The organism is Glycomyces tenuis DSM 44171 (genome assembly GCF_000427885.1).
In the GTDB taxonomy this organism is placed as follows: Bacteria; Actinomycetota; Actinomycetes; order Mycobacteriales; family Micromonosporaceae; genus Glycomyces; species Glycomyces tenuis.
Genome location: NZ_ATYW01000005.1, coordinates 25,413 through 50,404, shown reverse-complemented (window position 1 = coordinate 50,404; position 24,992 = coordinate 25,413). Strand labels below are relative to the sequence as shown.

The 24,992-nt window shown below is 71.9% G+C and carries 22 protein-coding genes; 14 read left to right on the top strand and 8 right to left on the bottom strand.

Features of this window, described 5'->3' with window-relative positions; all coding sequences use genetic code 11:
- Window positions 1-49 precede the first annotated feature (49 nt).
- Complete coding sequence (locus YWW_RS29240; protein ID WP_051325571.1) at window positions 50-757, bottom strand: PadR family transcriptional regulator; 708 nt, start codon at window positions 755-757, stop codon at window positions 50-52.
- Between the two features lie 141 nt (window positions 758-898).
- Here YWW_RS29240 and YWW_RS0109005 point away from each other — a divergent pair, with 141 nt between their 5' ends.
- The gene (locus YWW_RS0109005; protein ID WP_026929866.1) at window positions 899-1,870 is read left to right on the top strand and encodes a daunorubicin resistance protein DrrA family ABC transporter ATP-binding protein; all 972 of its coding nucleotides are present in this window, start codon (window positions 899-901) and stop codon (window positions 1,868-1,870) included.
- A gap of 2 nt (window positions 1,871-1,872) precedes the next feature.
- Entirely contained in the window at window positions 1,873-2,634 is a 762-nt protein-coding gene (locus YWW_RS0109000; RefSeq protein ID WP_026929865.1) for an ABC transporter permease, read from the top strand.
- A gap of 68 nt (window positions 2,635-2,702) precedes the next feature.
- On the opposite strand, the gene YWW_RS29235 is transcribed toward YWW_RS0109000, so the two are convergent.
- Window positions 2,703-3,980: a nucleotide sugar dehydrogenase gene (locus YWW_RS29235; RefSeq protein WP_035698361.1), complete on the bottom strand. Its 1,278-nt coding sequence runs from the start codon at window positions 3,978-3,980 to the stop codon at window positions 2,703-2,705.
- A 345-nt stretch (window positions 3,981-4,325) separates the two neighbouring features.
- Here YWW_RS29235 and YWW_RS29230 point away from each other — a divergent pair, with 345 nt between their 5' ends.
- Window positions 4,326-5,444 (top strand): glycosyltransferase family 2 protein, encoded by a 1,119-nt coding sequence (locus tag YWW_RS29230; protein WP_051325570.1) that lies wholly within the window; start codon window positions 4,326-4,328, stop codon window positions 5,442-5,444.
- Here the strand turns inward: YWW_RS29230 and YWW_RS36625 are convergent.
- Window positions 5,352-6,815, bottom strand: a complete 1,464-nt coding sequence (locus tag YWW_RS36625) for a glycosyltransferase family 2 protein (protein ID WP_051325569.1) — start codon at window positions 6,813-6,815, stop codon at window positions 5,352-5,354. The genes YWW_RS29230 and YWW_RS36625 overlap by 93 nt on opposite strands.
- Window positions 6,816-6,832: 17 nt before the next feature.
- A complete protein-coding gene (locus tag YWW_RS29220) occupies window positions 6,833-8,239 on the bottom strand; it encodes a glycosyltransferase family 2 protein (RefSeq protein ID WP_162145931.1) in 1,407 nt (468 codons plus the stop codon).
- Between the two features lie 254 nt (window positions 8,240-8,493).
- Between YWW_RS29220 and YWW_RS29215 the strand changes: the two genes are divergently transcribed.
- The 7 genes from YWW_RS29215 to YWW_RS0108945 all read left to right on the top strand — a co-directional run bounded on the left by YWW_RS29215 (window position 8,494) and on the right by YWW_RS0108945 (window position 16,439).
- On the top strand, window positions 8,494-10,974 hold the full coding sequence (locus YWW_RS29215; protein WP_051325567.1) for a glycosyltransferase: 2,481 nt from the start codon (window positions 8,494-8,496) through the stop codon (window positions 10,972-10,974).
- Complete coding sequence (locus tag YWW_RS0108970) at window positions 10,971-11,315, top strand: hypothetical protein (RefSeq protein WP_026929864.1); 345 nt, start codon at window positions 10,971-10,973, stop codon at window positions 11,313-11,315. Before YWW_RS29215 ends, YWW_RS0108970 begins: the two co-directional genes overlap by 4 nt.
- 89 nt (window positions 11,316-11,404) lie before the next feature.
- On the top strand, window positions 11,405-12,223 hold the full coding sequence (locus tag YWW_RS0108965) for an ABC transporter ATP-binding protein (RefSeq protein WP_026929863.1): 819 nt from the start codon (window positions 11,405-11,407) through the stop codon (window positions 12,221-12,223).
- A complete protein-coding gene (locus YWW_RS29210; protein WP_051325566.1) occupies window positions 12,220-14,235 on the top strand; it encodes a CDP-alcohol phosphatidyltransferase family protein in 2,016 nt (671 codons plus the stop codon). Before YWW_RS0108965 ends, YWW_RS29210 begins: the two co-directional genes overlap by 4 nt.
- A gap of 88 nt (window positions 14,236-14,323) precedes the next feature.
- Window positions 14,324-14,737 (top strand): hypothetical protein, encoded by a 414-nt coding sequence (locus YWW_RS0108955; RefSeq protein WP_026929862.1) that lies wholly within the window; start codon window positions 14,324-14,326, stop codon window positions 14,735-14,737.
- A gap of 249 nt (window positions 14,738-14,986) precedes the next feature.
- Window positions 14,987-15,700: an ABC transporter ATP-binding protein gene (locus YWW_RS29205; protein ID WP_081687308.1), complete on the top strand. Its 714-nt coding sequence runs from the start codon at window positions 14,987-14,989 to the stop codon at window positions 15,698-15,700.
- Window positions 15,693-16,439 carry a hypothetical protein gene (locus YWW_RS0108945; protein WP_155830044.1) on the top strand — a complete coding sequence of 249 codons (747 nt, stop codon included), beginning with the start codon at window positions 15,693-15,695 and terminating at the stop codon, window positions 16,437-16,439. Before YWW_RS29205 ends, YWW_RS0108945 begins: the two co-directional genes overlap by 8 nt.
- Here the strand turns inward: YWW_RS0108945 and YWW_RS33905 are convergent, their stop codons facing one another.
- Complete coding sequence (locus tag YWW_RS33905; protein ID WP_051325564.1) at window positions 16,440-17,348, bottom strand: polysaccharide deacetylase family protein; 909 nt, start codon at window positions 17,346-17,348, stop codon at window positions 16,440-16,442. It abuts the gene before it with no gap.
- Window positions 17,349-17,538: 190 nt separating this feature from the next.
- Between YWW_RS33905 and YWW_RS29195 the strand changes: the two genes are divergently transcribed.
- Window positions 17,539-18,147 (top strand): non-oxidative hydroxyarylic acid decarboxylases subunit B, encoded by a 609-nt coding sequence (locus YWW_RS29195; RefSeq protein ID WP_051325563.1) that lies wholly within the window; start codon window positions 17,539-17,541, stop codon window positions 18,145-18,147.
- Window positions 18,135-18,398: a hypothetical protein gene (locus YWW_RS0108930; protein WP_026929860.1), complete on the top strand. Its 264-nt coding sequence runs from the start codon at window positions 18,135-18,137 to the stop codon at window positions 18,396-18,398. The genes YWW_RS29195 and YWW_RS0108930 overlap by 13 nt, the downstream gene beginning before the upstream one ends.
- 4 nt (window positions 18,399-18,402) lie before the next feature.
- On the opposite strand, the gene YWW_RS0108925 is transcribed toward YWW_RS0108930, so the two are convergent.
- Window positions 18,403-19,803: a UDP-glucose dehydrogenase family protein gene (locus tag YWW_RS0108925; RefSeq protein ID WP_035698375.1), complete on the bottom strand. Its 1,401-nt coding sequence runs from the start codon at window positions 19,801-19,803 to the stop codon at window positions 18,403-18,405.
- Window positions 19,804-20,246: 443 nt separating this feature from the next.
- Between YWW_RS0108925 and YWW_RS0108920 the strand changes: the two genes are divergently transcribed.
- Complete coding sequence (locus YWW_RS0108920) at window positions 20,247-21,413, top strand: acyl-CoA dehydrogenase family protein (protein WP_026929858.1); 1,167 nt, start codon at window positions 20,247-20,249, stop codon at window positions 21,411-21,413.
- A gap of 7 nt (window positions 21,414-21,420) precedes the next feature.
- Here the strand turns inward: YWW_RS0108920 and egtA are convergent, their stop codons facing one another.
- Window positions 21,421-22,671 carry an ergothioneine biosynthesis glutamate--cysteine ligase EgtA gene (egtA, locus tag YWW_RS0108915; protein WP_026929857.1) on the bottom strand — a complete coding sequence of 417 codons (1,251 nt, stop codon included), beginning with the start codon at window positions 22,669-22,671 and terminating at the stop codon, window positions 21,421-21,423.
- A gap of 72 nt (window positions 22,672-22,743) precedes the next feature.
- The gene (locus YWW_RS0108910; protein WP_081687307.1) at window positions 22,744-23,655 is read right to left on the bottom strand and encodes a sulfite exporter TauE/SafE family protein; all 912 of its coding nucleotides are present in this window, start codon (window positions 23,653-23,655) and stop codon (window positions 22,744-22,746) included.
- Between the two features lie 340 nt (window positions 23,656-23,995).
- On the opposite strand from YWW_RS0108910, the gene mdh reads away from it, so the two are divergent.
- Window positions 23,996-24,946 carry a malate dehydrogenase gene (gene mdh / locus YWW_RS0108905; protein ID WP_026929855.1) on the top strand — a complete coding sequence of 317 codons (951 nt, stop codon included), beginning with the start codon at window positions 23,996-23,998 and terminating at the stop codon, window positions 24,944-24,946.
- Window positions 24,947-24,992 lie beyond the last annotated feature (46 nt).

Here is a 24,992-nt window from a genome sequence, read left to right as displayed (position 1 = left end):
TAAACCGCCCTTGATTTGGAGGTTCTCTATAACAGTGGTTGTGTATTTTTTAGCGTGATCTATTAAACGATCGTTCAGGACCCGGCTCGTCGAAGACGGAATGCCACAGGGCCGACTCCTCGGCGAACCGCTCGCTGCGGATCGCCTCGCGCCAGTGCGCGGCCTGCTCGGCATCGGGGTCGGGCCTGAGCGCGAGGTCGCCGGACTCGATCCGCCCGGCGGTGTCCTCGCACCACTCGGCGTCGGTGTTCCACAGGTCGGTCTGGCGTTTGAGCAGCGCCCGCGCGTGCGCCGGCAGGAAGCTCGACTCGGCCCCCTCGACGAAGTCCGGCGCCGTCGCGGCCAGCATCATCGTCACCGCTTCGACGCGCTGGTAGAGCACCTCGGCGCGCCGGCGGAGCAGCGCGGCGTTCTCCGTTGGGGTGAGCACCGTCGCGAACGACCAGGCGGTGTGGAAGGGGTCGTCGGCCTGCGCCACGTCCCACAGCTTCTCGCGCACCAGCCGCTGGAACTCGCTTTCGCCTGTCACCGTGATCCGATACGTTGTGCGGGCCGGGCGGTCGTCGACCGACTCGGTGGCGACCACCTCGATCAGGCCGTCGGCGGTGAGCTTCTTGAGCGCGTGGTAGATCGAGCCCGCGCCGATCTCGGAGACCCCCGGCATCCGCCACGAGTCGAGCTCGCGGCGCACGAGGTAGCCGTGGACGGGGCCGAGCCATCTGACCAGGCCCAGGACGAGAAGGCGCGTGCTCCACATAACGCCCATATTATAGCGTTGACTAATCCGCCGATCCCATGGGTACCTGCTTGCGGGCATCGGAGGGCCGCCTTTATAGTCAAACTTGAACAAGGAAAGCGGCCCCCGGTCGCACCGGACACCACCACCCGTGAGGTAGCCATGCTCATCGAGACGAAGGGGCTGAAGAAGGTCTTCAAGTCCCGCGGCAAGGAGGTCGAGGCCGTCCGCGGCGTCGACCTCGCCGTGAAGGAAGGAGAGGTCTTCGGCCTCCTCGGCCCCAACGGGGCCGGCAAGACCACGACGATGCGGATGCTCTCCACCCTCATCGAACCCACCGAGGGCCGGGCCGTCGTCTGCGGCCACGACCTCGCCACCGACTCCGCCGCCGTCCGCCGCGACATCGGCTACGTCGGCCAGGAGGGCGGCACCTGGGGCGAGGTCACCGCCCGCGACGAACTGGTCATGCAGGGCCGCCTCTACGGCATGTCCAAGCGGACCGCCGCGAAGCGCGCCGCCGAGGTCCTCGAGTCCTTCCAGCTCTCCGAGTACGCCGACCGCAACGTCAAGACCTACTCCGGCGGCCAGAAGCGGCGCCTGGACATCGCGCTCGGCATCATGCACGAGCCGAAGCTGCTCTTCCTCGACGAGCCCACCACCGGGCTCGACCCGCAGTCCCGGGCCCACATGTGGGACGAGGTCCGCTCGCTGCGCGAACGGGGCACCGCGATCTTCCTGACCACCCACTACCTCGACGAGGCCGACGCCCTGTGCGACCGGCTCGCGATCATCGACCACGGCGAGGTCGTCGCCGAGGGCACGCCCCTGGCGCTCAAGAAGGAGGTGGCGGGCGACGTCGTGGCCGTCGGCGTGGTCGGCGACGGCGAGAAGGCCCGGACCCTCCTGGGCGAGAAGGACTTCGTCCGCGAGATCGAGTCCGGCGAGCCCGACCCGGCCACCGGCGTCGCGGTGCTGCGCCTCTACGTCGACGAGGGCGCCACCGCCCTGCCGGAGCTGCTGCGCGCCCTCGACGGCGCCGGCATCGCCCCCGCGTCCATCGAGCTGCACCGGCCGAGCCTCGACGACGTGTTCCTGAAGCAGACCGGCCGCTCGCTGCGCGAAGAGGGGAACTGACCGTGAAGATCCTGCGAGACACCTGGCTCGTCTACTCCCGTGCCATGCTGCTCAACCTGAAGCAGCCGGTCTGGCTCATCGTCATGCTGATCCAGCCGATCTACTTCCTGTTCCTGTTCGCGCCGCTGCTGGAGCCCATGGACGGCATGCCCGGCTTCGAAGAGGGCGCGATGGAGACCTTCGTGCCCGGCCTGATCATCATGATGGCCCTGTTCGGGTCCGCCTTCGTCGGCTTTGGCCTCATCGCCGAGCTGCGCCAGGGCGTCATCGAGCGCATGCGGGTCACCCCGGTCAGCCGGATCGCCCTGATGCTCGGCCGCACCCTCGCGGCGGTCACCTCCACGGTGTTCCAGGCCCTCGCCCTGGTGCTGCTGGCGGCCCTGACCGGCAGGCTCGACGTCTACTGGCCCGGCGTGGGGCTCATGCTCCTCATCGTGCTGCTCACCGGCTTCATGCTCGCCGCGGTCTCGCTCGGCCTGGCGATCGTGCTCAAGAGCGAGGACGCGATGGCGCCGACCATCAACACCCTGGTCCAGCCGATCATGCTCATCTCCGGCATCATGCTGCCGATGGTCATGGCCCCGTCCTGGCTCCAGAACGTGGCCGAGTTCAACCCGTTCTACTACGCCGTCGAGGCCGCGCGGGCCCTGTTCAGCGGCGACCTCGGCAGCGACTACGTGTGGCAGGCCACGGCCTTCATCGGCGGTCTGGCGGTGCTGCTGGTGTGGTGGGCGACCAGAAGGTTCGCCCGCGCCGTCGCGTGACGGTCCTGTAGGGAGACCAGGAGACGGCGAACCGCCGCGGGCCGGGCCCGCGGCGGTTCGCTCCGTCTTCAGAGGGTCTCGACGCCGTCGGCGCCGCGCAGGGCGCCCCGGGTGTCGAGGACCGGGGCCCCGGACGGGAGCGCCTCCGGCGTGTACTCGCTGTGGTGGGTCAGCAGGATCACCAGGTCGGCCTTGGCCACGGCCAGCTCGCCCACCCGCTCGACCTCGCGCCCGGCGACGGTCCACGACGAGACGTGCGGGTCGTGGTAGGCCACTTCGGCGCCGGCGTCGATGAGCCTCCTCGCCACCGGCTCGGCCGGCGACTCCCGCTGGTCGGCGATGTCGGGCTTGTAGGTGACGCCCAGCAGCAGCACCCGCGAGCGCGAGAGCGCCAGGCCCTGCTCGTTGAGCCGCGACATCGCCCGCCCGACCACGTACTCGGGCATCCGGTTGTTGATCTCCTGGGCCAGCTCCACGAAGCGGAACGGGTAGCCGAGGGTCCGGACCTTGTAGGACAGGTAGTTCGGGTCGATGGGGATGCAGTGCCCGCCCACGCCCGGGCCCGGGTAGAAGGCCTGGTACCCGAACGGCTTGGTCCGCGCCAGCGCGATCGCGTCCCACAGGTCCACGCCGAGCTCGCGGCAGAAGACGGCCATCTCGTTGACCAGGGCGATGTTGACGTGCCGGTAGGTGTTCTCCAGCAGCTTCGCCATCTCGGCCTCGCGCGTGCCCTTGGCCTCGACGACGGTGTCGACGAAGCGGCCGTACAGCGCGGCGGCCGCGGCGGTGCAGGCCGGGGTGAGGCCGCCGACGACCTTGGGGGTGTTGACGATCCCGTAGACCGGGTTGCCCGGGTCGACGCGCTCGGGGGAGAAGGCGAGGTGGAAGTCCTCGCCGGCCTTGAGGCCCCGCTGCTCGAGGATCGGCGCGACGACCTCCTCTGTGGTGCCCGGGTAGGTGGTCGACTCCAGGACGACGAGGGTGCCGGGCATGAGGTATTCACCGGTGGACTTGGCGGCGGAGGTGACGGCGGCCAGGTCGGGGCCGCCGGACTCGGAGAGCGGGGTCGGCACGCAGATGACGACGGCCTTCGCGCGGGCCTGGACCGAGGCGTCGGTCGAGGCGGTGTAGCCCCGCGCGAGCATGGCCGCGAGGGCCTCGTCGGCGATGTCGTCGATGTGGCTGACCCCGGTGTTCAGGGCGTCGACGACGGCCTGCGAGCGGTCGAGACCGACGACGGTGAGCCCCTTGGCGGTGGCCGCCTGGGCGAGCGGCAGGCCGACATAGCCCTGGCCGACTACGACGAGGTCGATCGGCGCCTGGTTCGCCGGCTCGTTCGATGCCACGGTGGTGTCCTTTGCGGTTCGCGGGGTGTTCGGTGCGGGCGCATCCGGCTTCGAGATTAGCAACAGCGGCGCTCTCTGGCATGTCGAGGGCGAGCGTCGACCGCGGTTAGTCGTCCGTTCAACTTTCTGTCAAGTGGGGGAGATCAAGCGCCTGTCCGAACGGATTGTTCACCTTACGGTCCGCAAGAGTTCACCACTTCCCGCATTCGTTCGGAGTTCCGTTCGAATAACGCGGAATGGGCCGGAGAATCCGTTGTCCACAAGCCAGAACGCGTTTTCCATAATGCGAATTCGACTGCATTGGGCGAGCAGCGACATCGGCCCCGCGGGGCTAGTATCTATTCCATGCCCGTATTGAGCGTCGTCATCCCCGTCTACCACGCCGAGGATTACCTCGCGGGATGCCTCGACACGATCGTGGGCGGCGGCGGAGACCAGCTCGAGATCGTCATCGTCGACGACTGCTCGCCCGACGGGTCGCGGGCCATCGCCGATCGCTACGCCCTGCGAGACGGGCGCGTCCGGGTGGTGTCCACACCGGAGAACGCCGGCTCCGGCCCCGCCCGCAACACCGGCCTGGCCCACGCCACCGGCGACTACGTCTGGTTCGTCGACGCCGACGACGAGCTCAAGCCCGGCGCGGTCGACCGCGTGATCGCCGCCGTCGCCGCCGCCGAGCGCCCCGACGTGGTCCTCGTCCAGCACGAGAAGGTCCGCGACACCGGCGCCGTCGAGACCGGCGAGCTCGTCGAACTCGCCGAGCACAGCCCCGTCGACCTCGACGGCTTCACCCTCGACGAGTGGCCCCAGATCGTCGACTACACCCACACACCGTGGACGAAGGTCTCCCGCCGGGAGTTCCTGACCTCGATCGACCTGGACTTCCCCTCCGGCTGGTACACCGACATCCCCTGGACGTACGGGCTGCTGCGCCGCGCCAAGCGCATGTCGGTGGTCACCGACTGCTGCTACCAGTGGCGCCAGCGGGCCGGATCCTCCATCACGCGCACCCGCGACGACCGGCACTTCGACGTGTTCACCCAGTGGCAGCGCACCTGGGACGACTTCGCGGGCGTCGCCGACCCGGGCGTGCGCGTCGCCCTGTTCAACCACATGGTGTGGCACCTGCTGCTCGTCATCGGCAACACCGAGCGCGTCGAGCCCAGGAAGCGCCGCGAATTCTTCCGCCGCACCTCGGAGCTGTACCGCCGCTACCACCCCGGCCCCGAGGCGTGGCGGCCCGCCCCCGGCGTCACCGGCCTCAAGCAGCGCCTGCTCGCCGCCCGCGCCTACCTCGGATACGAGGCCCTGCGCCAGGTCTGGCGCTTCGGCCAGGGCACCAGGCGCGTCCTGGCGGGCGGCGGCCCGGCCTCACCGGCGCAGCAGGAGGCGCCGCAGCAGCCCGCGGGCCCGCCCGGCCGGTCCCTCGGCGGCCCGGCCGGAGGCGGCGCCGGGCGCTCCTGAGGCCGCCGCGCCCCGGAGCAGGTCCACCATCGTCCCCTCGGTGAGGCGCTCGCCGCCCCAGACCTCGGCGATGTCCACGCCCAGGTGCGCCGCGCGCGCGGCCGCCGCGGTGCGCTCCAGGCGCACCACGCCCTCGGGGAGCTCGACCTCGACCAGGCCGAGCCGCCGCTCGTTCGCGTACTCGATGAGCGCGCCGAGCGCGCCGCGGTACGGCGCCGCCCTGGCGGGCAGCCAGATCCGGTACGGCACCGCCGGGTCGTCCTGGACCTCGGCGACCGTCCGCACCCGCGGCTCGCCCCGGAACGACTCGGCCAGCAGCCGCGCCTCCAGGTCGGGGTCGTCGAGCGGGGCGTGCCGCGGCGGCAGCGGCCGCGGCCACTCGCCGAGCAGCGCCACGCGCACGTCGGGGACGTTCCCGGCCAGGACGCTGTCGACGCAGGCCTCGGCTCCCGGACCGGCTTCGACGACGACCTCGGCGCGCGGCGTGCCCCAGGAGCGCATCGCCCTGGGCCGCTTGGCGTCGAGCTCGGGGACGCGGTTGGCGATGAACGGCCTGCGGTAGCGCTTCGCGAGCTCGCCGCGGGCGCTGATCTGGCGCGGCCCCAGGTGCCATGACGAGGAGCCGCAGTCGGGCACGAACACCGCCCCGGCCTGGTGCAGCCGGTAGCTGAAGATCGTGTCTGAGCCGAGCAGCACGTCCGCGTCCATCCCGCCCGCGGCCTTGAACAGGGTCCTGGGCACCGAGAACGTCGCCCCCACCAGGACGCGGAAGGCCCGGTGGTCGGCGGCCTTGAGGCCGTCGGTGCTGTCGATGATCGACTCGATCCACTGCGGCTCGGAGTCCTCGAGGCGGAACAGCTCCGCCGCGGCCCCGGCCCGCACCCGCTCGTGGACCGCGCTCGGCTCCAGCTCGCCCTCGCGGTAGTCGACGAAGCGCTTGTGGCCGAGGACGGCGAGGTAGTCGGCGGCGTGGTGCCAGCGCATCTGCGACTCCACGTGGTCGCCGAAGGCCAGCATGTCCGAGTCGAGCCGCAGGACGATGTCGCCGTCCGAGCGCGCGACACCGGAGTTCGTGGCGTGCGCCGAGGCCCGCCCGCCCGGCAGCGGCGGCACGATCTTCGCGTTCGCCGGTCGCAGCTCCGGCAGGCGCAACGGCGGCTCGGAGCCGTCGTCGACGACGACGACCTCGAGCAGCCCGGCCGGGTAGCTCTGCGCGGCCAGCGCCGCGAGCACCACGTCGAGCCGCTCCTGCTTCCCCTGTGCGGGGACGACGACGCTGACGCTCAGTCGCGGGGCCCACTCGCCGGACGGCGGGGCGAGCGGGGCGTAGTCGTTGCGGCGGACGACCGGACCGGCTGCTGGTGACGACACGCGGCCTCCTCTGGCGCTCAACGCCTCAGCATGGCGCGCAGGCGCGCCCGCTGGCGGGCGTTCAGGAACCGGCGGACGAGGCGGCGGGCCGCGTCCGCCGGGGCGGGATTGAAGGCGGTCTCGACGGGCTCCGCGGCAGCCAGGCCCTTGTGGACGGTGGCGCCCCAGATCCCGGCGACGACCCGGTCGAGGTCCTCGTCGGCGGCGATGTGGCGGGCCCGCGCGAACGCGGCGGTGCGCTCGAAGCGGGCGGGCGCCGAACCGGGCAGCTCGGCCAGGACCAGACCGGCGTCGGCCCGCTCGGCGGTGCCGAGGACGCGCGTGACGCTGTCGCCGCGCAGCGGGACCGGGCGGGGCAGGATCAGCCGATAGGGGACGGCCGGGTCCGCCTCGGGCGCCTCGGCGCTGACGCGCACCCGCGACTCGGCGTCGTACAGCTCCTCGATCAGGCGTAGCTGGGCGCCCTCGCCGGACAGGATCGCCTCCCGGTCGTTCCCCGGCGGGGCCTTGCCGGTGACCAGGGTGACGCGGACGTCGGCGTCGGTGCCGGCCAGGACCGGCGCCACGGCGGCGTCCACCTCGGCGACGGTGGCCTCGCCGACGCCGATGACGATGTCGACCAAGGGGACGCGCCACGCCCGGGACGGGGCCGCGCGGCGCATGCCGTGCAGCGGCACCCGCTGGGCGATGTAGGGCAGGCGCTGCTGCCGCCCTTCGGCCTCCTTCTCCTGCATCTGCGGGAATCCCAGATGCCAGGCCGAGGAGGTCTGCTCGGGCACGAACACGGCGCCGGCCTGGGCGAGCCGGTAGGCGAACTCGGTGTCGCTGCCCAGGCGCAGCTCGGTCGACAGGCCGCCGGTGGTCTTGAAGAAGTCGCGGTGGATCGAGCCGGTGGCGCCGATGAACACCCGGTAGTTGCCGGGGTGGTGCACCGTCAGCCCGTCGGTGTCGTCGATGACCCCCTCGATCCAGTGGGGCCGGCTGGACTCGATCTCGAACAGGGCCTCGCCCTCGCCGCAGACGATCTTCTCGTAGACCTGCTCGGGGGTGCGGTCCCCGTCCTGGTAGTCGACGAAGCGCTTGTGGCCGAGGACGGCGAGGTAGTCGGCGGCGTGGTGCCAGCGCATCTGCGCCTCGACGTGGTCGCGCCAGGCGACCATGTCGGCGTCCAGGCGCAGGATCACCTGGCCTTCGGCATGCGCCACACCGGTGTTGACGGCGTGCGCCGAGCCCCAGGACTCCCCGGTGGTGACGACCAGGCGGGTGTGCTCGGGCCGCAGCTCGGGCAGGCGCAGCGGCGGACTGGAGTTGTCGTCCACGACGACGATTTCCGTCAGCTCGCCCGGATATGTCTGGGCGGCAAGGGCTGCCAGCGTCAGGTCGAGTTTCTCCTGGCCTCCGTAGGCCGGTATGACTACGCTCACGGTCAGGCTCGCCCGCCAATCGCTGGAGCTCGGCGGGTGGAGGGCCCTATAGTCGTTGCGGACGATGCGCGGGCGTTTCGGCGAGTCGTTCATTTCGCGCTCACAATATCCCGTTCACGTTTCGAGCCATTGACCGGCGTACCTGTTCAACGGCTGTTTACAGAAGTGAACATAATTGTTTCAATGCAATTCACTTCTTTTGCGGATTCAGGCGCGAGCATCGGGCGGAATTTCAAGTGGGAGACACTGGACCGATGAACGCGGAAGACGAGACGTCGCTGTACCCGCCCAGGATCACCGACGCGCTGCTGGCACAGGCGGCGGTCCGCCGACGCGGCAGCATGGGGGCCACGGCCCTGCGCACCCGCTCGCCTTCGGCGCGGCACCTCCTCGCCCGCGCCGCCTGCCCGTCCCTCGACCTCCCGCGGCTGCTCGAGACCGCCCGCTCCGGCGGCGACGCCGACGCCGACCCGGCCGCCCTGTGCGAACTCGCCCGCGTCGTCGGACTCCAGTTCGGCGGCGAGGACGACCGCCGCGACGCCCTCGCCCTCTACGAACTCGCGCTGCGCCGCTCCCGCCCCCGGCGCATCGCACCCCGGCACCAGGCCGTCCACGCCCAGCTCGCCTGGTCTCTCGGCGAGACCGAGCGGACGCGGGCCCTGCTGCGCCGCTACAAGGCCGTGCCCGCGCTCGAACGCGGCGCCCTCGAGGCCGACCTCGCCCACCCCGACCACGGCGGCGACGAGCGGGCCTGGATCGAGCGGCTCGGCGCGCTGTGCCGCCGACCGGGACTGCGCCTCGACCCCGACGAGCGCCTGCCGTGGTTCGACCGGCTCCGCGCCGACGCCGGGCCGCCGCACACCGGCGGCCCCCTCGTCTCGGTCGTCATGACCGCCCACCGGCCCGGCCGGGCCCTGCGCACCGCCGTCGAGTCCCTCCTGGCCGGCACCTGGACCGACTTCGAGGTCCTCGTCGTCGACGACGCCTCCCACGACAACGCCTCCGGCGAGGTCTACGACGACGTCCTCGACGAGGTCGCCGCCCTCGACGACCGCGTCCGCCTCATCCGCCGCGACGTCAACGGCGGCACCTTCGCCGCCCGCAACACCGCCTTCGAGGCCGCGCGCGGCGAGTTCATCACCGGCCTGGACTCCGACGACTGGGCCGCCCCCGACCGCCTCGCGAACTCCATCGCCCCGCTCCTGGCCGACCCCGCGCTCCGGCTCACCCACTCCGAGGCCTTCCTGTTCAGCGAGGACCTCACCGTCACCCGCCCCGGCCGCGTCATCACCACCGCCTCCACCGCGTCGATGACGTTCCGCCGCGACGTGCTCGACCGGATCGGCTACTACGACGAGGTCCGCAAGGGCGCCGACACCGAATTCCTCCACCGCGTCGCGGCCGCGTACGGCGAAGCCGCCGTCCTGCGCATGACCGACCGCTGGGACACCCTCATGCGCCAGGCGCCCGGCTCGCTGTCCCGCGACGAGTTCGGACCCGGCTGGAAGCACCCGGCCCGCCGCGCCTACCAGTCGGCCTACCCGCTGTGGCACGAGGCCATCGCGGCCGGGACCGCCGAGCCCCACCTGCCCCGCTCCCCGGACCACCGCCCGTTCTGGGCCCCGTACCACACCGCCGTCGCCGCCCGCGACCAGCGCCGACGCCGCTTCGACGTCGTGTTCGCCCTCGACTGGCGGCCCTTCGGCGGCCCTCAGAAGTCCACCATCGAGGAGATCCGGGCCCTCGGCGCCGACGGCCTGGACATCGCCGTCATGCACCTGGAGTCGTGGCGGCACATGACCACCGAGGACCGGCCCATGTGCGAGGCGATCCAGCGGATGGTCAACGACGGCGAGGTCGACCAGGTCCTGCCCACCGACGACGTCGAATGCGAGCTGCTCGTCCTGCGCTACCCGCCGATCCTCCAGTTCCGCTCCGGCGAGCGCTCGAACGTGCGGCCGAGGCGGATGATCGTCCTCGCCAACCAGGCCCCGAACGAGCGCGACGGCTCCGACGTCCGCTACCTCCCCGACTCCTGCCACGCCAACGCCGAGACCATGTTCGGCGTCGCGCCCCTGTGGGTACCGCAGGGGCCGCAGGTCCGCGAGGCCCTCGCGGGCCTCACCGCCGCCCGCCCGGCCGACTTCGACATGCCCGGCATCATCGACACCGCCGCGCTCGCGCCCGCCCGCACCGGCTTCCGCTCGACCCTGCCGGTGGTCGGCCGCCACTCCCGCGACGACCGGACGAAGTGGCCCGTCGCCGCCGAGCTCCCGCTCGTCTACCCCGAGGACGGCCGCTGGGACGTCCGCGTCATGGGCGGCACCGGCGCCGTCCGGGCCATCCTCGGCCGCGAGCCCTCGCCCGAGTGGACCTGCTACGGCTACGACGAGACCGACGTCGACTCCTTCCTGTTCCAGCTCGACTTCTGGATCTACTTCCCCCACCCCCAGCAGATCGAGGCCTTCGGGCGGGCCGCGCTCGAGGCGCTCGCCGCCGGATGCGTCGTCGTCCTCCCGCCCCGCTTCGCCTCGACCTTCGGCGACGCGGCCCTGTACTGCGAGCCCGCCGACGTCATCGGCCTGGTCGACGCCCACTACGCCGAGCCCGAGCGGTACCTTGCCCAGAGCGCCCTCGCCCAGCAGCGGGTCCGCGAGCGCTTCAGCCACGACTCCTACCGCAAACTCGTGACCGATCTCCTGTCGGACACGGCGACCTTCGAGGACCTCCAGTGAGATCGATGCTCAAAGCCGTCTACGTCCGAGCGGGCCGGCCCTCCCCGCGCCTCCTCGCCGCCGCCCTCGCCTCGCTCGCCGCGGTCGCGTTCGTCGCCGCCGCCGTCTTCGGCGACGCCCGCCTCGTGTCGTCACTGTCACTGCTGATGAGCCTGGTCACACTCGTGGCGGTGGTCGCGCTGTGGGACGAGACCCGCCGCGCCCGCGCCGAGGCGCGCAGGTCGCACGAGCGCACCGAGGTCACCTTCCGGCGCGTCCTCGCCGCCGTCGAGGCCGAGCGCCTCGCCGCCGAGCGCCGACACGCCGCCCGCGTGCCGGGCGTGCCCGAGCGCATACGCTGAGCAGGGCGCTTCGGCCGAGGTCGCCGGGGACGGCGCGAGCGGTAGTATTGGCGCGCCGTGTCAACCACCTGCTCTGGAGGGCCGCCCCCATGGAGGAGCCGATCATCCAGGCTCGCAACCTCGGAATCCGCTTCGCCAAAGGCAAGCAGAAGAAGGGGCGGGTCAAGGACCTGTTCGTGCGCCGCGCCGCCAACAAGAAGGGCGCCGCCGCCGAGGAGTTCTGGCCTCTGCGCCACGTCGATTTCGACATCTTCCCCGGTGACTCCGTCGGCATCATCGGCCGCAACGGCACCGGCAAGTCCACGCTGCTGCGCCTGATCACCGGCGTCCTCATCCCCGACGAGGGCTACGTGCGCCGCGAGGGCCGCGTCGCGCCGCTCATCGCCCTGTCCGCCGGCTTCTCCGGCGACCTCACCGGCCGCGAGAACGTCAACCTCGTCGGCTCGCTCCACGGCATGACGAGCAAGGAGATCAAGTCCAAGTTCGACGAGATCGTCGACTTCGCCGAGCTCGAGGACTTCATCGACACGCCCCTGAAGCACTACTCCTCCGGCATGAAGGTCCGGCTCGGCTTCGGCGTGATCACGCAGCTGCCACACCCGATCCTCCTGGTCGACGAGGCCCTCGCCGTCGGCGACGCCGCCTTCAAGCGCAAGTGCCACACGGTCATCCGCGGCCTGCTCGACGAGGGCCGCACCCTCGTGTTCGTCTCCCACTCCGAGGGCGACCTGAAGAAGTACTGCGAACGCGGGATCTTCCTCGACACCGGCCGCCTCGTGACCGACGGCACCGTCCAAGAGGCCCTCGACTCGTACAAGGCCGCCGAGGAGGCCGACGCGAAGCGCAAGGCCGCCAAGAAGAAGGCCGCCGAAGAGGCCAAACGCCAGCCCGCCGGGGCCGCTTCGTGAGCAGAGCCGTCATCCTGCCGGCTCCAGGCGGCTCCATCGATCTCTCCGACGACTGCACGGTCCTCGACCGGCTGATCACGCAGATCCGCGACGCGGGCTGCGACGACATCACGGTGCTCACCCGCCCCGACACCGACATCACCTGCAAGGCCGCGCAGATCGAGTCGGACGGCCCCGACACCGACCTGGAGCACATCGGCGAGATCGCCTTCAACGGCGCCGCCGGGCCGCTGTACCTCGCCTTCGCCGACCTCGTCGCCTCCCAGACCACCGTCGCCGCCGTCCTGTCCGACTCCTCGCGCCGCTCGGGCGTCCTGATCGGCGCCGAGGACCCCGCCGCGCCGCCGGTCAGCGTCGAACGCGGCCTGGTCACCGGCCCCGGGCCCGGCCCGGCCCGGCTCGGCGGCCTCGCGAAGGTCTCCGAGGCGCACCTGGGGCGCCTCAAACGCCACTGGCCCGCCGCCGATCGCACCTCCTCGACGGGCGGCGCCTTCGACGCCGTCCTCGCCGCCCTGCACGCCCGCGCCGTCCCGGTGACCGCCTACCGCACCGCCGGACTGCCGCACCGGCACGCCCGCGACGCCGACGACGCGGCGGCGACCATCGACGAGTTCTCCTCGGTCGACATGGACGCCTGGCGGCTGCGCAACGCCGTCAAACACGACGACGACCTCTTCGCCACCTACGCCGTCTCCTCCTGGTCGCCGAAGCTCGTCAAGCTCGCCGCCCGCCTCGGCGTCACGCCCACCCCCATCACGTGGGTCTCCATCGCGCTCGCCGTCGGCGCCGCCGCGATCTTCGCCACCGGCTCGTCCGGGCTCGTCGGCGGCGCCGACGCCTCGGTGCTCTGGTACGCCCTGGCCGCGGCGCTCATGTACTTCAGCTTCGTGTTCGACTGCGTCGACGGGCAGCTCGCCCGCTACACCCAGCACTTCACGGCCTTCGGCGGCTGGCTCGACATGATGGCCGACCGCTCCAAGGAGTTCCTCATCTACGCCGGCCTCGCCGCCGGCGCCACCGCGACCGGGACCGCGCCCGAGGCCGCATGGGGCCTGGCCGTGGCCGCCATGATCGCCCAGACCGTCAGGCACACCGCCGACACCTGGTACGCCGTCCTGCTCGACACCGCCGTCGTCCGCCAGGCCCGCAGACGCGAGACCGCGCCGCCGGTCGGCCGCGCCGCCCACCTCGGGCAGCGCCTCGGCTCGGCCTCCGAGCAGGTCATGGGCGCCCACCGCTCGCCCCTGTACTGGGCCAAGCGCACCGTCGTCGCCCCCGTCGGCGAGCGCTGGCTCCTGCTGGCCGTCGCCGCCGTCGCCTTCGGTCCCCAGATCGCCATCGGCGCGCTCCTGGTCTGGCAGCTGCTCGCCCTCGCTTACACCGGCCTCGGGCGGACCCTGCGCACCTTCGCGGCCCGCACCGCCGCCCTCCGGCGCCCCGACCGGGCCGCCCACCGCGACGACGGGATCCTCGCGCGCCTCATGCCGCCGAACGGGCACCGCTTCGCGAAGCTGCCGGCCGTCTCGACCGTGCTCGCCGTCGGCGCCGCGGCCCTCGCCGTCCAGACCGCCGCCACCGGCGGGACCTGGTGGCCGCTCGGGCTCGCCGCGGTCGCCGTCCTCGCCGGGATCACCTCGGCCCGCAGCGACCACGACGGCATCTTCGACTGGCTCATCCCCGCCGGTCTGCGCGCCGTCGAGCTCGGCGTCGTCACCGCCGCGGGGATCGCCGCGGGCGTCTCCTGGCCGGTCCTGTTCACGCTGCTCGGCGTCATCGCCCTGTACTTCTACGACCTCGCCGCCGGGCTCGACAAGGCCGCCTCGCCGGTGGCCCGCCGCGAGCTCGGCCTCGGCTGGCCCGCGCGCGGCCTGCTCGCCGTCGCCGCCGCGGCGGCCGCCGCCCTGACGAGCCCCGTCGTCGCCACCGCCGTGTTCGCCGCGCTCGCCGTCTACGTCGCGGCGGTCTTCGTCGGCGCGATCGTCACCGGCACCGTACGCGCCGCACGCGCCTGACGGTCCCCCAAGCCCTTCAAGCGAACCCGTTCGGGGCATACACGGCAACGGGCGGGCGGCTCTGGTGCAATGGAACTAAGGTGTACCTGTGCGCAAGAATCGGCTGCTGCATCTGGTGCTCGCCGCGACCTTCCTCGGTGCGGTGAGCGCTTTGTCATTCCTTCCGCACGAAGAGGTCCCGACTCAGGTGGAGTGGACCAACGCCGACCAGACCAACCCGGTCTACCCGCCGGAGACCCCGAGCCCGAGCTACGACGGCGACGGCACGTCCGAACCCGACGAGGACGGCGACGGCGACGGCAATGGCGACGGCGGCGGCTCCGACCCCAGCGGCGGCGGCGACCCGGGGAACCCCGAGGTCAACGAATCCGGCCGCGACGCCGACGCGGGCGGACTGCTCGGCCTCTCCTTTCCGGTGCAGGCCGGAGTGTCGGTCGGGCTGATCGCGCTGGCGTTCCTGGCGCTGCTGCCGGGCCGCCGCATGCCCGAGAACCTGCGCTGAGAATCCCGCTCGGCGGCGTTCCGCCCACCTGTGGGCGTCGAGGCCTCCGCGCGCCGGTTCGGGACGAGCGCGCCGACGCGCTCCCAGGCCGCGGCGAGCCGTCTGACGAAGTGCGATGTCGTCGACCCGTCCGAGGTGGAGTTTCCTGCACCCCGATCGGGCATTCAGCGTCACCGACACTCCCCGCCCCCTCGTGACACGCTGGCCGGGACAGTCCACGCGGGCGATCCGAGGAGGGGAACCGATCCGATGAGAAGACAGAGCATTCACGTCGACAACGTGACGAAGCGATACGGAAGGCTGAGGGCGGTCGACGATTTGACGCTCCGGCTCGACCGGGCCGGCGTCCACGGGCTCCTGGGGAGGAACGGAGCGGGCAAGACGACATTGATGAAGTTGATCGCAGGGCACCTGCGGCCCTCCGCCGGAGAGATCCGAGTCAACGGGGAACCGTGCTCGCCTCGGCGGATGTCGCGTTCGGTCGTCTTCGTCGAGAGCCGAGCCGCTCAGTTCAACATGAGCGCCGCCGGCCTCCTCGGCGCCGCGAGCCGACTGCACGACGACTTCGACCATGAGTTCGCGCGGGCCATGGTGCGGCGCTTCGAGCTCGATCCGAGGCGGAAGTACAAGCGGCTGTCCTTCGGGATGCAGACGATGGTGTCCACCATCATCGGGTTGGCGGCGAACACCGACGTCGTGATGCTCGACGAGCCGTCACTGGGCTTCGACGTGGTGATGCGCCGCCGCTTCAGCGCGCTGCTGCGCGAGAGCCTGGACCGGCGTCCGCGGATCATCGTCGTCTCCACTCACCAGATGGACGACATCGCCGGCGTGGCCGACCACTTGATCGTCATCGACGGCGGCGCCGTCCGCGCCGGCGCGCCGATGAGCGACATCGCGGCGCGGTTCCCCTCCGCCGACGACTACTTCCTCAGTGTGCTGGAGGGCGGCGTCGATGAGTGATGCGACGATGACGCAGGCGGCCCGGGCCACGGGCGGAACGTCGGTCGGCAGGGCCTGGGCGGTCGCGCGTCTCAGCCTGGCCAACCTCGGCCTCGCGTGGACGGTGACGGCGGTCTTCTTCGCACTGGTCACCGTCCCGAGCGTGATCCAGATCGTGCAGGCGGGGCCGGACGAGTACTTCGAGGACAGCTATCTGATCGGCAGCGGCAACGCCTGCCTCCTCCTCCTGCTCGTCGCTCCGATCACCGTGGCCGCCGGACACCAGGCCAAGGTGATGCACCTCAACGCCTCCAAGGCGGACTTCCTGGCGGGCTCCATGCTGCTCTACATGATCCTGGCCGCCGCCGTGTCCGCCGTGAACCTGGCCTTCTACCACACCCTCGACCACTCGTGGGCGCAGACGTTCCAGGTCCTCAACCTCGGCGAGGTCTTCGGATGGACCGGTGACGACGTGGCAGTGGGCTTCGCGCGGCAGTTCGCCTTCCTGACCGTCTTGGCCGTCGCCGTCCACACCCTGGCCTCCGCGCTGCGGATGTGGGCGGGATGGGCGGCCCTCCTCGCGCTGATCGCGCTGTTCGGCGCCTCACTGGTGGTGGAGCCGCTGGTCGACGCGCGCGGCCGGCTCTTCGAGATGCTGCTGTTCCATCCCCACGCGCTCGTCCAGATCGGGTCCTGCCTGGCGACGGCGGCCCTGTTGTACGGTGTCGCGCTGGCCGTGCTGCGGCGCAGAGAACTCTGATCACAGCGCCACCAGCGCGTACTCGCGGCGCGCGAACTCGTCGAGGATCGCGCCCAGGGCCCCGAACATCGCCTCCTGGTTCGAGGCGCCGTCGTGCAGCAGGATGATCGAGCCCGGCTTCGCGTCCAGGACGCGGTCGCGGATCTGGGCCTCGGTGGTGCGCCGGTCCCAGTCAGAGGGGTCGATGTCCCAGTGCAGCGACTCCATGCCCATCTCGGCGGCCACCTCGACCGCCCGGTCCGTCCACTGCCCGCCGGGGTGGCGGAAGTACTCGACCTCGGCGCCCGGCGCGGCCTTCTCGATCGCGTCCTCGGTGCGCTGGAGGTTCGCCCGGATCTCCTCGGTGCTCCGCTCGCCCAGGTCGAGCTCGTGGAACCACGTGTGGCTGCACAGCGTGTGCCCGTCGTGGACGATGTCGGCGATGAGGTCGGGGTGGGCCTCGGCGTAGGCGCCGATGACGCAGAACGTGGCCTTGACGCCCCGCTCGCGCAGCTCGGCGAGGACCTTCGGCGTCCAGTTCGGGTCGGGGCCGTCGTCGAAGGTGAGGGCGACGCCGTTCGAGCCGGTGTGGTCGCGGGTGCCCATCGGGCCGCCGTGGGCGTCCCTGGCGGGGGTGTCCGGCTCGGCGGTGACGTCTCCCGAGGAGCGCTCGGAAGGGGGCTCGTGGGCGGGCGCGGAGCTCTCCTCGGCCCCGTCGGTGGGCTCCGCCTCGACCGGCGTGGGATCGGCCTCGCCGGTGGGGGAGGGCTCGCCCGCGGGCGCGCCCGCGATGGAGGGGGAGGCCGAGTCGCCGGGCTCGGCGGCGTCCCGCTCCGCGCCCCGGTCGGCCCCGTCGGGCCAGGCCCCGGCGAGCAGCAGGAAGACGGCGGTGGCGGCGGCGACGCCGAGCCCGAGTCTGAATCGCCTCATGGAGTGATCTTATGGCGCACAGTCGCCCATATCGCGACATTGTTGCACTATCGGATGAGCTCGCCGAAGCCGTGAGAGACTTCGCTTCCGCTCGGCCTCGCCGCCGGGCCGCCGCGGCCGGGTTCTACGGTGCAGTCGGGAGCGGTATCGTCTTTCGGTCCGCTCCGGCCCGCGGAACTGGAGGTCTCGGATGAGATTGGTCGTCGGCATGACCGGGGCCACCGGCGCCGTGTTCGGAGTGCGGCTGCTCGAGGCCCTGCGCGAGATCGAGGGCGTCGAGACGCACCTGGTGATCAGCAAGTGGGCGCGCACCACCCTGAAGCTCGAGACCGGCCGCTCGGCCGCCGAGGTCGCGAGCCTGGCCGACCACAGCTACGGGCCGGGCGAGCAGGCCGCGCCGATCTCCTCGGGCTCGTTCCGCACCGACGGCATGATCATCGCCCCGTGCAGCATGAAGACCGTCGCGGGCATCCGCACCGGCTACACCGAGGGCCTCATCGGGCGGGCCGCCGATGTCGTGCTCAAGGAGCGGCGCAGGCTCGTCCTGGTCGCCCGCGAGAGCCCGCTGTCCGACATCCACCTGGAGAACCTGCTGGCGCTCTCGCGCATGGGCGCGGTCGTCATGCCGCCGGTCCCGGCGTTCTACAACCACCCCGAGACCGTCGAGGACGTCGTCGACCACATCGTGGTCCGGGTCCTCGACCAGTTCGACCTGCCCAGTGCGAGGGCCCGGCGCTGGACCGGCCTGGGCCCCCAGCACCCCGACCCCGAAGGGACGCAGCCGCCGTGGACACGCTGATGTGGGAGGCCAAGGCCCGCCCCGGACTCGAAGGCGAGCTGCTGGAATGGGTGCTCACCGAGGGCGCGGCCGGACTCGGCGAGTCGGTCCGCACCGAGGTGTTCACCGCGCCGGGGCGCGTCGTGGTGATCGTCGTCGGACCGGGGACGCCGCGCACGCTGCCCGAACCGCCCGCCGAGCTCGTCGACCGCCCGCCCCACGCCTGGCCGTTCACACGCATCACCAGCAGCGCGCGTCAGCCGAACCTGTAGTCGGTCAGCGGCCGATGCCGCGGTAGGTCCAGCCGTGCTTGCGCCACTGCTCGGCGTCGTAGGCGTTCATGCCGTCGAGGAGGCGCCGCGCGGCGACCTGGCGGCCCAGCGCCTCGGGGTCGAGCGTGCGGAACTCCTCCCACGGGACCATCGCACACACCACGTCGGCGCCCGCGACGGCCTCGGCGAGGGTCTTCACGTAGCTGAGCTCCGGCGCGGCGACCTTGGCGTTGTCGAGGCCCTCGGGGTCGTAGACGACCACGTCGGCGCGTGCGGTGCGGAGCTTGCGCGCGATCGCCAGCGCGGGGGAGTCGCGGATGTCGTCGGTGTCGGGCTTGAACGTGGCGCCGAGGTAGGCGACGCGCACGCCCGTCAGGTCCGGCCCGGCCGGACCTGCGGGGCGGCCGACCAGGTCGGCGACGGCGCGCACGGTGTGGCTGCGGCGGCGGGTGTTGACCTGGTCGATCTCGCCGAGGAAGCGGAAGGACTCGCCGACGCCGAGCTCGCCGGCGCGGGCGGTGAGCGCCCGGAGGTCCTTCGGCAGGCAGCCGCCGCCGAAGCCGATGCCGGCGCGCAGGAACTTGTTGCCGATGCGCTGGTCGTGGCCGATGGCCCGCGCCAGGTCGGTGACGTCGCCGCCGGTGACCTCGCACAGGTCGGCCATGGCGTTGATGAAGGAGATCTTCGTCGACAGGAAGGCGTTGGCGGCGACCTTGACCAGCTCGGCGGTCGCCAGGTCGGTCTCGACGACCGGCACCTCGCGGTCCTCGACCGCGGCGAGCTCCAGGATGCCCTTGTGGACGTCCTTGAGGAGCGCCGAGGCCCACTCGGACTGCGCGGCGTAGACGATGCGGCTGGGGCGCAGCACGTCGTGCATCGCGTTGGACTCCTGGAGGAACTCCGGCGACCAGCCGACCTCGACGCCCAGGCCCTGGGGGGCGTGGCGGTCGACCAGCTCCTGGACCCAGGAGGCGGTGCCGACCGGGACGGTGGACTTGCCGACGATGAGGCACTTGCGGGTCAGGTGGCGCGAGAGCGTGGTGACGGCGGCCTCGATGTAGGACAGGTCGGCGCCCGGCTCTCCCTGGCGCTGCGGGGTGTCGACGCAGATGAAGTGGACGTCGGCGAAGTCGGCGGTGGCCTGCACGTCGGTGGTGAAGCGCAGGCGCCCGGACTCGAGGTTCTTCTTGAGCAGCTCGGGCAGGCCCGGCTCGTGGAAGGGCACGGTGCCCGAGGAGAACGCCTCGATCTTGGCGGTGTTGATGTCGTAGCCGACGACCTCGTAGCCGAGCTCGGCGAAGCAGATCGCGTAGGTCGCCCCGAGGTAGCCGCAGCCGATGAAGGCGATGCGGGGCCGTGTGGTGGTGTTCTGCGGGGTCTCCGGAGTCTGCGTCGCGTTGCCCATCTGATGCGTGCCCTGTCTTTCGTGGTGTCGGAGGAACCGCTGTGCCCGCCGGGCGGGTCCCGCTCGTGTATGCGGTTCCGCAGGCGTCGCCGCGCGGGGAACCGATGTGCGGCTCGCAAACGTCGCCGCGGATGCCAATGTACGGACCGCGGGCTCGCCCGAGTGCCGATGTACGGCCCGCAAGCTCGCCGGCTGAGTCAATGTACAGCTCGCGAGCGTCTACGATATCGCCACCGTATATTCAGCTCCACGCATGAACGGCCGATGACGTTGCGGGGAACCGGCGGGGAATTCCCGGTGTTCCGTGTCACCGCCGCGCGGCCCGGTGGGTTAGACTCGGCGTACCTTACTCGTGAGTAACACACCTGACCGTCCGGTGGAGAACCGTCGGCGCCCGCGCCCGCCGTCCCCGCCCGCACGATCCCGTGAAGGAGTGAACGCCGATGAGCGCCGGTTTCGGCCCTTACCAGCTGCCAGCAGAATACTCCGAAATCCGGAACGCCACCCGGGATGTGTGCGAAGCGGGAGTCGCGCCACACGCCGCCGAGGCCGACGAGACCGCGTCCTTCCCGACCGCCTCGTACGAGGCGCTGCGGGCCGCCGACCTCCACGCCCCGCACCTGCCGGCCGAACACGGCGGGGTCGGCATCGACGCGCTGGGCACGGCCATCGTCATCGAGGAGGTCGCGCGCGTCTGCGCCTCGTCCTCGCTGATCCCGGCGGTCAACAAGCTCGGCACGATGCCGCTGCTGCTCGACGCCTCCGACGCGCTCAAGGAGCGCTGCCTGCCGCCGGTGGCCTCCGGCGAGGCGATGTTCTCCTACTGCCTGTCCGAGCCCGAGGCCGGATCCGACGCCGCGTCGATGCGGACCCGCGCCAAGCGCGACGGCGACGGCTGGGTCCTCGACGGCGTCAAACGCTGGATCACCAACGCGGGCGTCAGCGACTACTACACGGTCTTCGCCGTCACCGACCCCGAGGCCGGCTCCAAGGGCATCTCCGCGTTCGTCGTCGAAAAGGCCGACCAGGGCGTCTCCTTCGGCGCCCCCGAGAAGAAGCTCGGCATCAAGGGCTCGCCCACCGCCGAGGTCTACTTCGACTCGGTGCGCCTGCCCGCCGACCGCCTCATCGGCGAGGAGGGCCAGGGCTTCTCCCTCGCCATGCGGACCCTCGACCACACCCGCGTCACCATCGCCGCCCAAGCCCTCGGCATCGCCCAGGGGGCGCTCGACGCCGCCCGCGGCTACGCGGCCGAGCGCGAGCAGTTCGGCAAGCCGATCGCGTCCTTCCAGGCCGTCCAGTTCATGCTCGCCGACGCGGCCATGAAGATCAGCGCCGCGCGCGAGCTCACCTACAAGGCGGCCGCGGCCTCGGAGCGCTCCGACGCCGACCTGACGTACCTCGGCGCCGCCGCCAAGTGCTTCGCCTCGGACGCGGCCATGGAGATCACCACCGACATGGTGCAGGTCTTCGGCGGCTACGGCTACACCCGCGACTTCCCGGTCGAGCGGATGATGCGCGACGCCAAGATCACCCAGATCTACGAGGGCACCAACCAGATCCAGAGGATCGTCATGGCCCGCGAGCTGCTCAAGGGCAAGGCCTTCTGACACCCGCTCATCCGGCCAGGGCCGCGGCGTCGAGCAGGTCGTCGGCCGGGCAGCGGCCGCGCTCGACGTAGCGGGCGGCGAAGCCGCGCAGGGCGCCCCGCACCCGCTCGGGCGCGCCGTCCCTGTCGAGCGCGTCCCGTGCGGCGGCGAAGCACGCGCGGGCGGCCTCGCCGATGGCCCGGTCGGCGAGCCCGTCCCGGTTGGCCCGCTGCCACACCTCCCACGCCGGGAGTCCGTCGCCGCCGACCAGCGGCTCGGTGGCCTCCCAGGCCACGACCGAGGCGGCGGGGTCGTCGAACAGGGCCCAGCACAGCGCCAGCGGCACCATCCAGCCCTCGCCCGCCTGGGCGTCGATCATGCGCAGCTCCAGCCAGCCGCGCGGGCGCACCGGCGGGAACATCGTCCCCAGGTGGTAACGCAGGTCCTCCATGGTGGGCTCGCGTTCCTCGCACTCGCCGCGCAGCCAATCGCGGAACGTCAGGCCGCGCGGGGGATCCCACGGCTCCTCGGGCGCCTCGCGCCTGAGGCACAGCACGGGCGCGTCGAGCGCGTACCGCGTCCACGCCTCGCGCGGGTCGCCGCCGTCCTCCTCCTCGGTGGCGGGCCTGGTGCGGGCCCGGTCGAGGCGCCACCACAGCGTCTGCCGCGTCGACTTCAGGCCGGTGGGCCGCCCCTCCAGCAAGGGGGAGTTGGCGAACGAGGCGTTCAGGACCGGCCCGAGGCGGTGCGCCAGCGTCCAGCGCCGCCGCCAGCCGAGGACCCCGTCCTCCTCCCCGGCGTCGAGGTTGACCTGCACGGACGCGGTGCTGCACATCAGCCCGTACGCGGCCTGCTTGTCCTCGTAGTAGGCCTCCATCGTCCGGTACCGGGGGTCGTCGACGACGATCACCGGCGGACGGCGGGCGTCGAGGCCGCCGCCCTCGATCACGAGCCCGTGCGGCGCGAGCGCCTCGGCGATGGCGCCCAGATCGGCGGTGACGTCGTCGACGCACTCGGCGAGGCTCCCGGCCGGCGCCGAGCTGAGCTCGACCTGGCCGCCCGGCTCCCTGGTGACGCGGCCGCCGCGCGGCAGCGGACCGCCCTGCTCCAACGGGACGATGAGCGACTCCGACAGCTCGCGCCCGACCGGCGCGGTCTCGTCGTGCGCGAAGCGGAGGAGCCATTCGAGCTCCACGCCGATCCGACTCGGCCGGCCCGCGGTGAAGCAGTGCTCGCCCACGTAGACCTCGGCCTCGGCTTCCGACAGCTTTGTGCCCATGGCATCACCCCTGGTGCGACAGCCCGTCGTTCTCACGCTACGCCTTCCGGGCGCCCGCGGCGCGAGGATCGCTCAGGCTTCGGCGCGGGCGGGCTCCGGCGCGGCCTCGCGCTCGGACGCGGGGGCCGGGACGGCCGCGGGCCCGCGGGAGGGGCCGACCAGGACGGCGACCCACACGAGGGCCAGCACCAGGTACAGGAGCGCCACGAGCTGCCAGGCGACGGCGAAGCCGCCCAGGAGCGTGCGCAGGTTCAGCGCCACGACCAGCATCCCGATGGTGGAGCCGAGCTTGGCGGTGGGGATCTTGCGGGTCAGCCACGCCGCGATGGGGGCCGCGATCATGCCGCCGACGGCCATGCCGACCACCAGCGGCCACAGCACCGTCAGGCTGGAGGGCAGCGCCCACCAGAAACCGAGGACGGCCGCCGCGGAGGCGGCCACCTGCGCGGTCGAGACCGAGCCGACGACCTGGTGCGGGGCCAGGCGGGAGGTGGAGAGCATGATCGGCATCGTCACCGGCCCCCAGCCGCCGCCGCCGACGGCCGCGAGGAAGCCGCCGACCAGGCCGGTGGGGACGGTGAAGAGACCGCCCGCGGGGCCGACGCCGGTGGACCTGCCCCTGACGAAGCGCCACACGATGGCCGCGCCGAGGACGATGAGAATGGAGCTCGTGACCGGGGTGGCCGCGTCCAGGTGCGTCAGGGACGCCAGCGCCCACGCCCCGGCGAAGCCGCCGAGCGCGCCGGGGATGCCGAGCTTGAGCGCGGTGGGCCAGTGGACGTTGCGGAACTTGTGGTGGGAGACGGCGCTGACCGCGCCGGTGGCGACGGTGGCGACGTTGACCGAGGCCGAGGCCACCGCGGGGGCGATGCCGAGGCCCAGCAGGAAGGTCATGGTGATCGTGCCGAAGCCCATGCCGAGGCTGCCGTCGACCAGCTGGGCGACGAATCCGGCCGCGCCGGCGATGATGGCGGTCGTCAGCACTGGGGGCTCCCTACGGTCTCCTCGGTTCCGCCAATAGTCCACTTATCTACTAGGACTTGTCAACTACCGTCCACCTGCCGAGACGGGCGGGCGGACCGCGAACGTGGGCCCGGTTCATTGTACGGCCCGCGGGCGCCGGCCCGCCCTCGTTCACGGCTCGCAAGCCTCGCCGAGAGGGGGCAGGCGGGGCGCTCGTGTCCACATTTCCCACAGCACCTTCGCACACCCGTCCCCGACGCGCCGCCACGGGTAGCCTGAGCCACGTGACCAGGGGCCGAGTGAGCACCCCATGACCCGAGTCATAGCGTGGCACTGTAGTCCCTATGCAGAGGAGCATTTGATGGGTAAGAAAGTCACGGTCGTAGGCGCCGGTTTCTACGGCTCCACCACCGCGCAGCGTCTGGCCGAGTACGACATCTTCGACGAGGTCGTCCTCACCGACATCGTCGAGGGCAAGCCCGAAGGCCTGGCGCTCGACATGAACCAGTCCCGCTCCATCGAGGGCTTCGAGACCAAGGTCGTCGGCACCACCACCGACAACGAGGGCGGCGGCTACGAGGCGACCGCGAACTCCGACATCATCGTCATCACCGCGGGACTGCCCCGCAAGCCCGGCATGAGCCGCATGGACCTGCTCGAGGTCAACGCCAAGATCGTCCGCGGCGTCACCGAGAACCTCGTCGCGAAGTCCCCCGACGCCGTCATCATCGTCGTCTCGAACCCGCTCGACGAGATGACCGCGCTCGCGCAGCTCGCCTCCGGCTTCCCCAAGCACCGCGTGCTCGGCCAGGCCGGGATGCTCGACACGGCCCGCTTCACCAACTTCGTCGCCGAAGAGCTCGGCGTCCAGGTCGGCTCGGTCACCACGCTGACCCTCGGCTCCCACGGCGACACCATGGTGCCCGTGCCGAGCCGGTCATCGGTGGACGGCAAGCCGCTCGCCGAGCTGCTCCCCGCCGAGAAGATCGACGAACTCGTCACCAAGACCCGCAACGGCGGCGCCGAGATCGTCGCGCTGCTCAAGACCGGCTCGGCCTACTACGCGCCCTCCGCCGCCGCCGCCCGCATGGCCAAGGCCGTCGCCACCGACTCCGGCGAGATCATGCCCGTGTGCGCCTGGGTCGACGGCGAATACGGCATCAGCGGCGTCTACCTGGGCGTCAACGCGAAGATCGGCGCCGAGGGCGTCAAGGAGGTCGTCGAGACCGACCTGACCGAGGCCGAGCTGGCCAACCTCAAGGAGGCCGCCGAGGCCGTCCGGGCGAAGCAGGCCGACGTCGCCGACCTCTGACCGTCGAGCGGCGCGGAGTAGTAGCGCTGCGTATATTTCGCGCCGC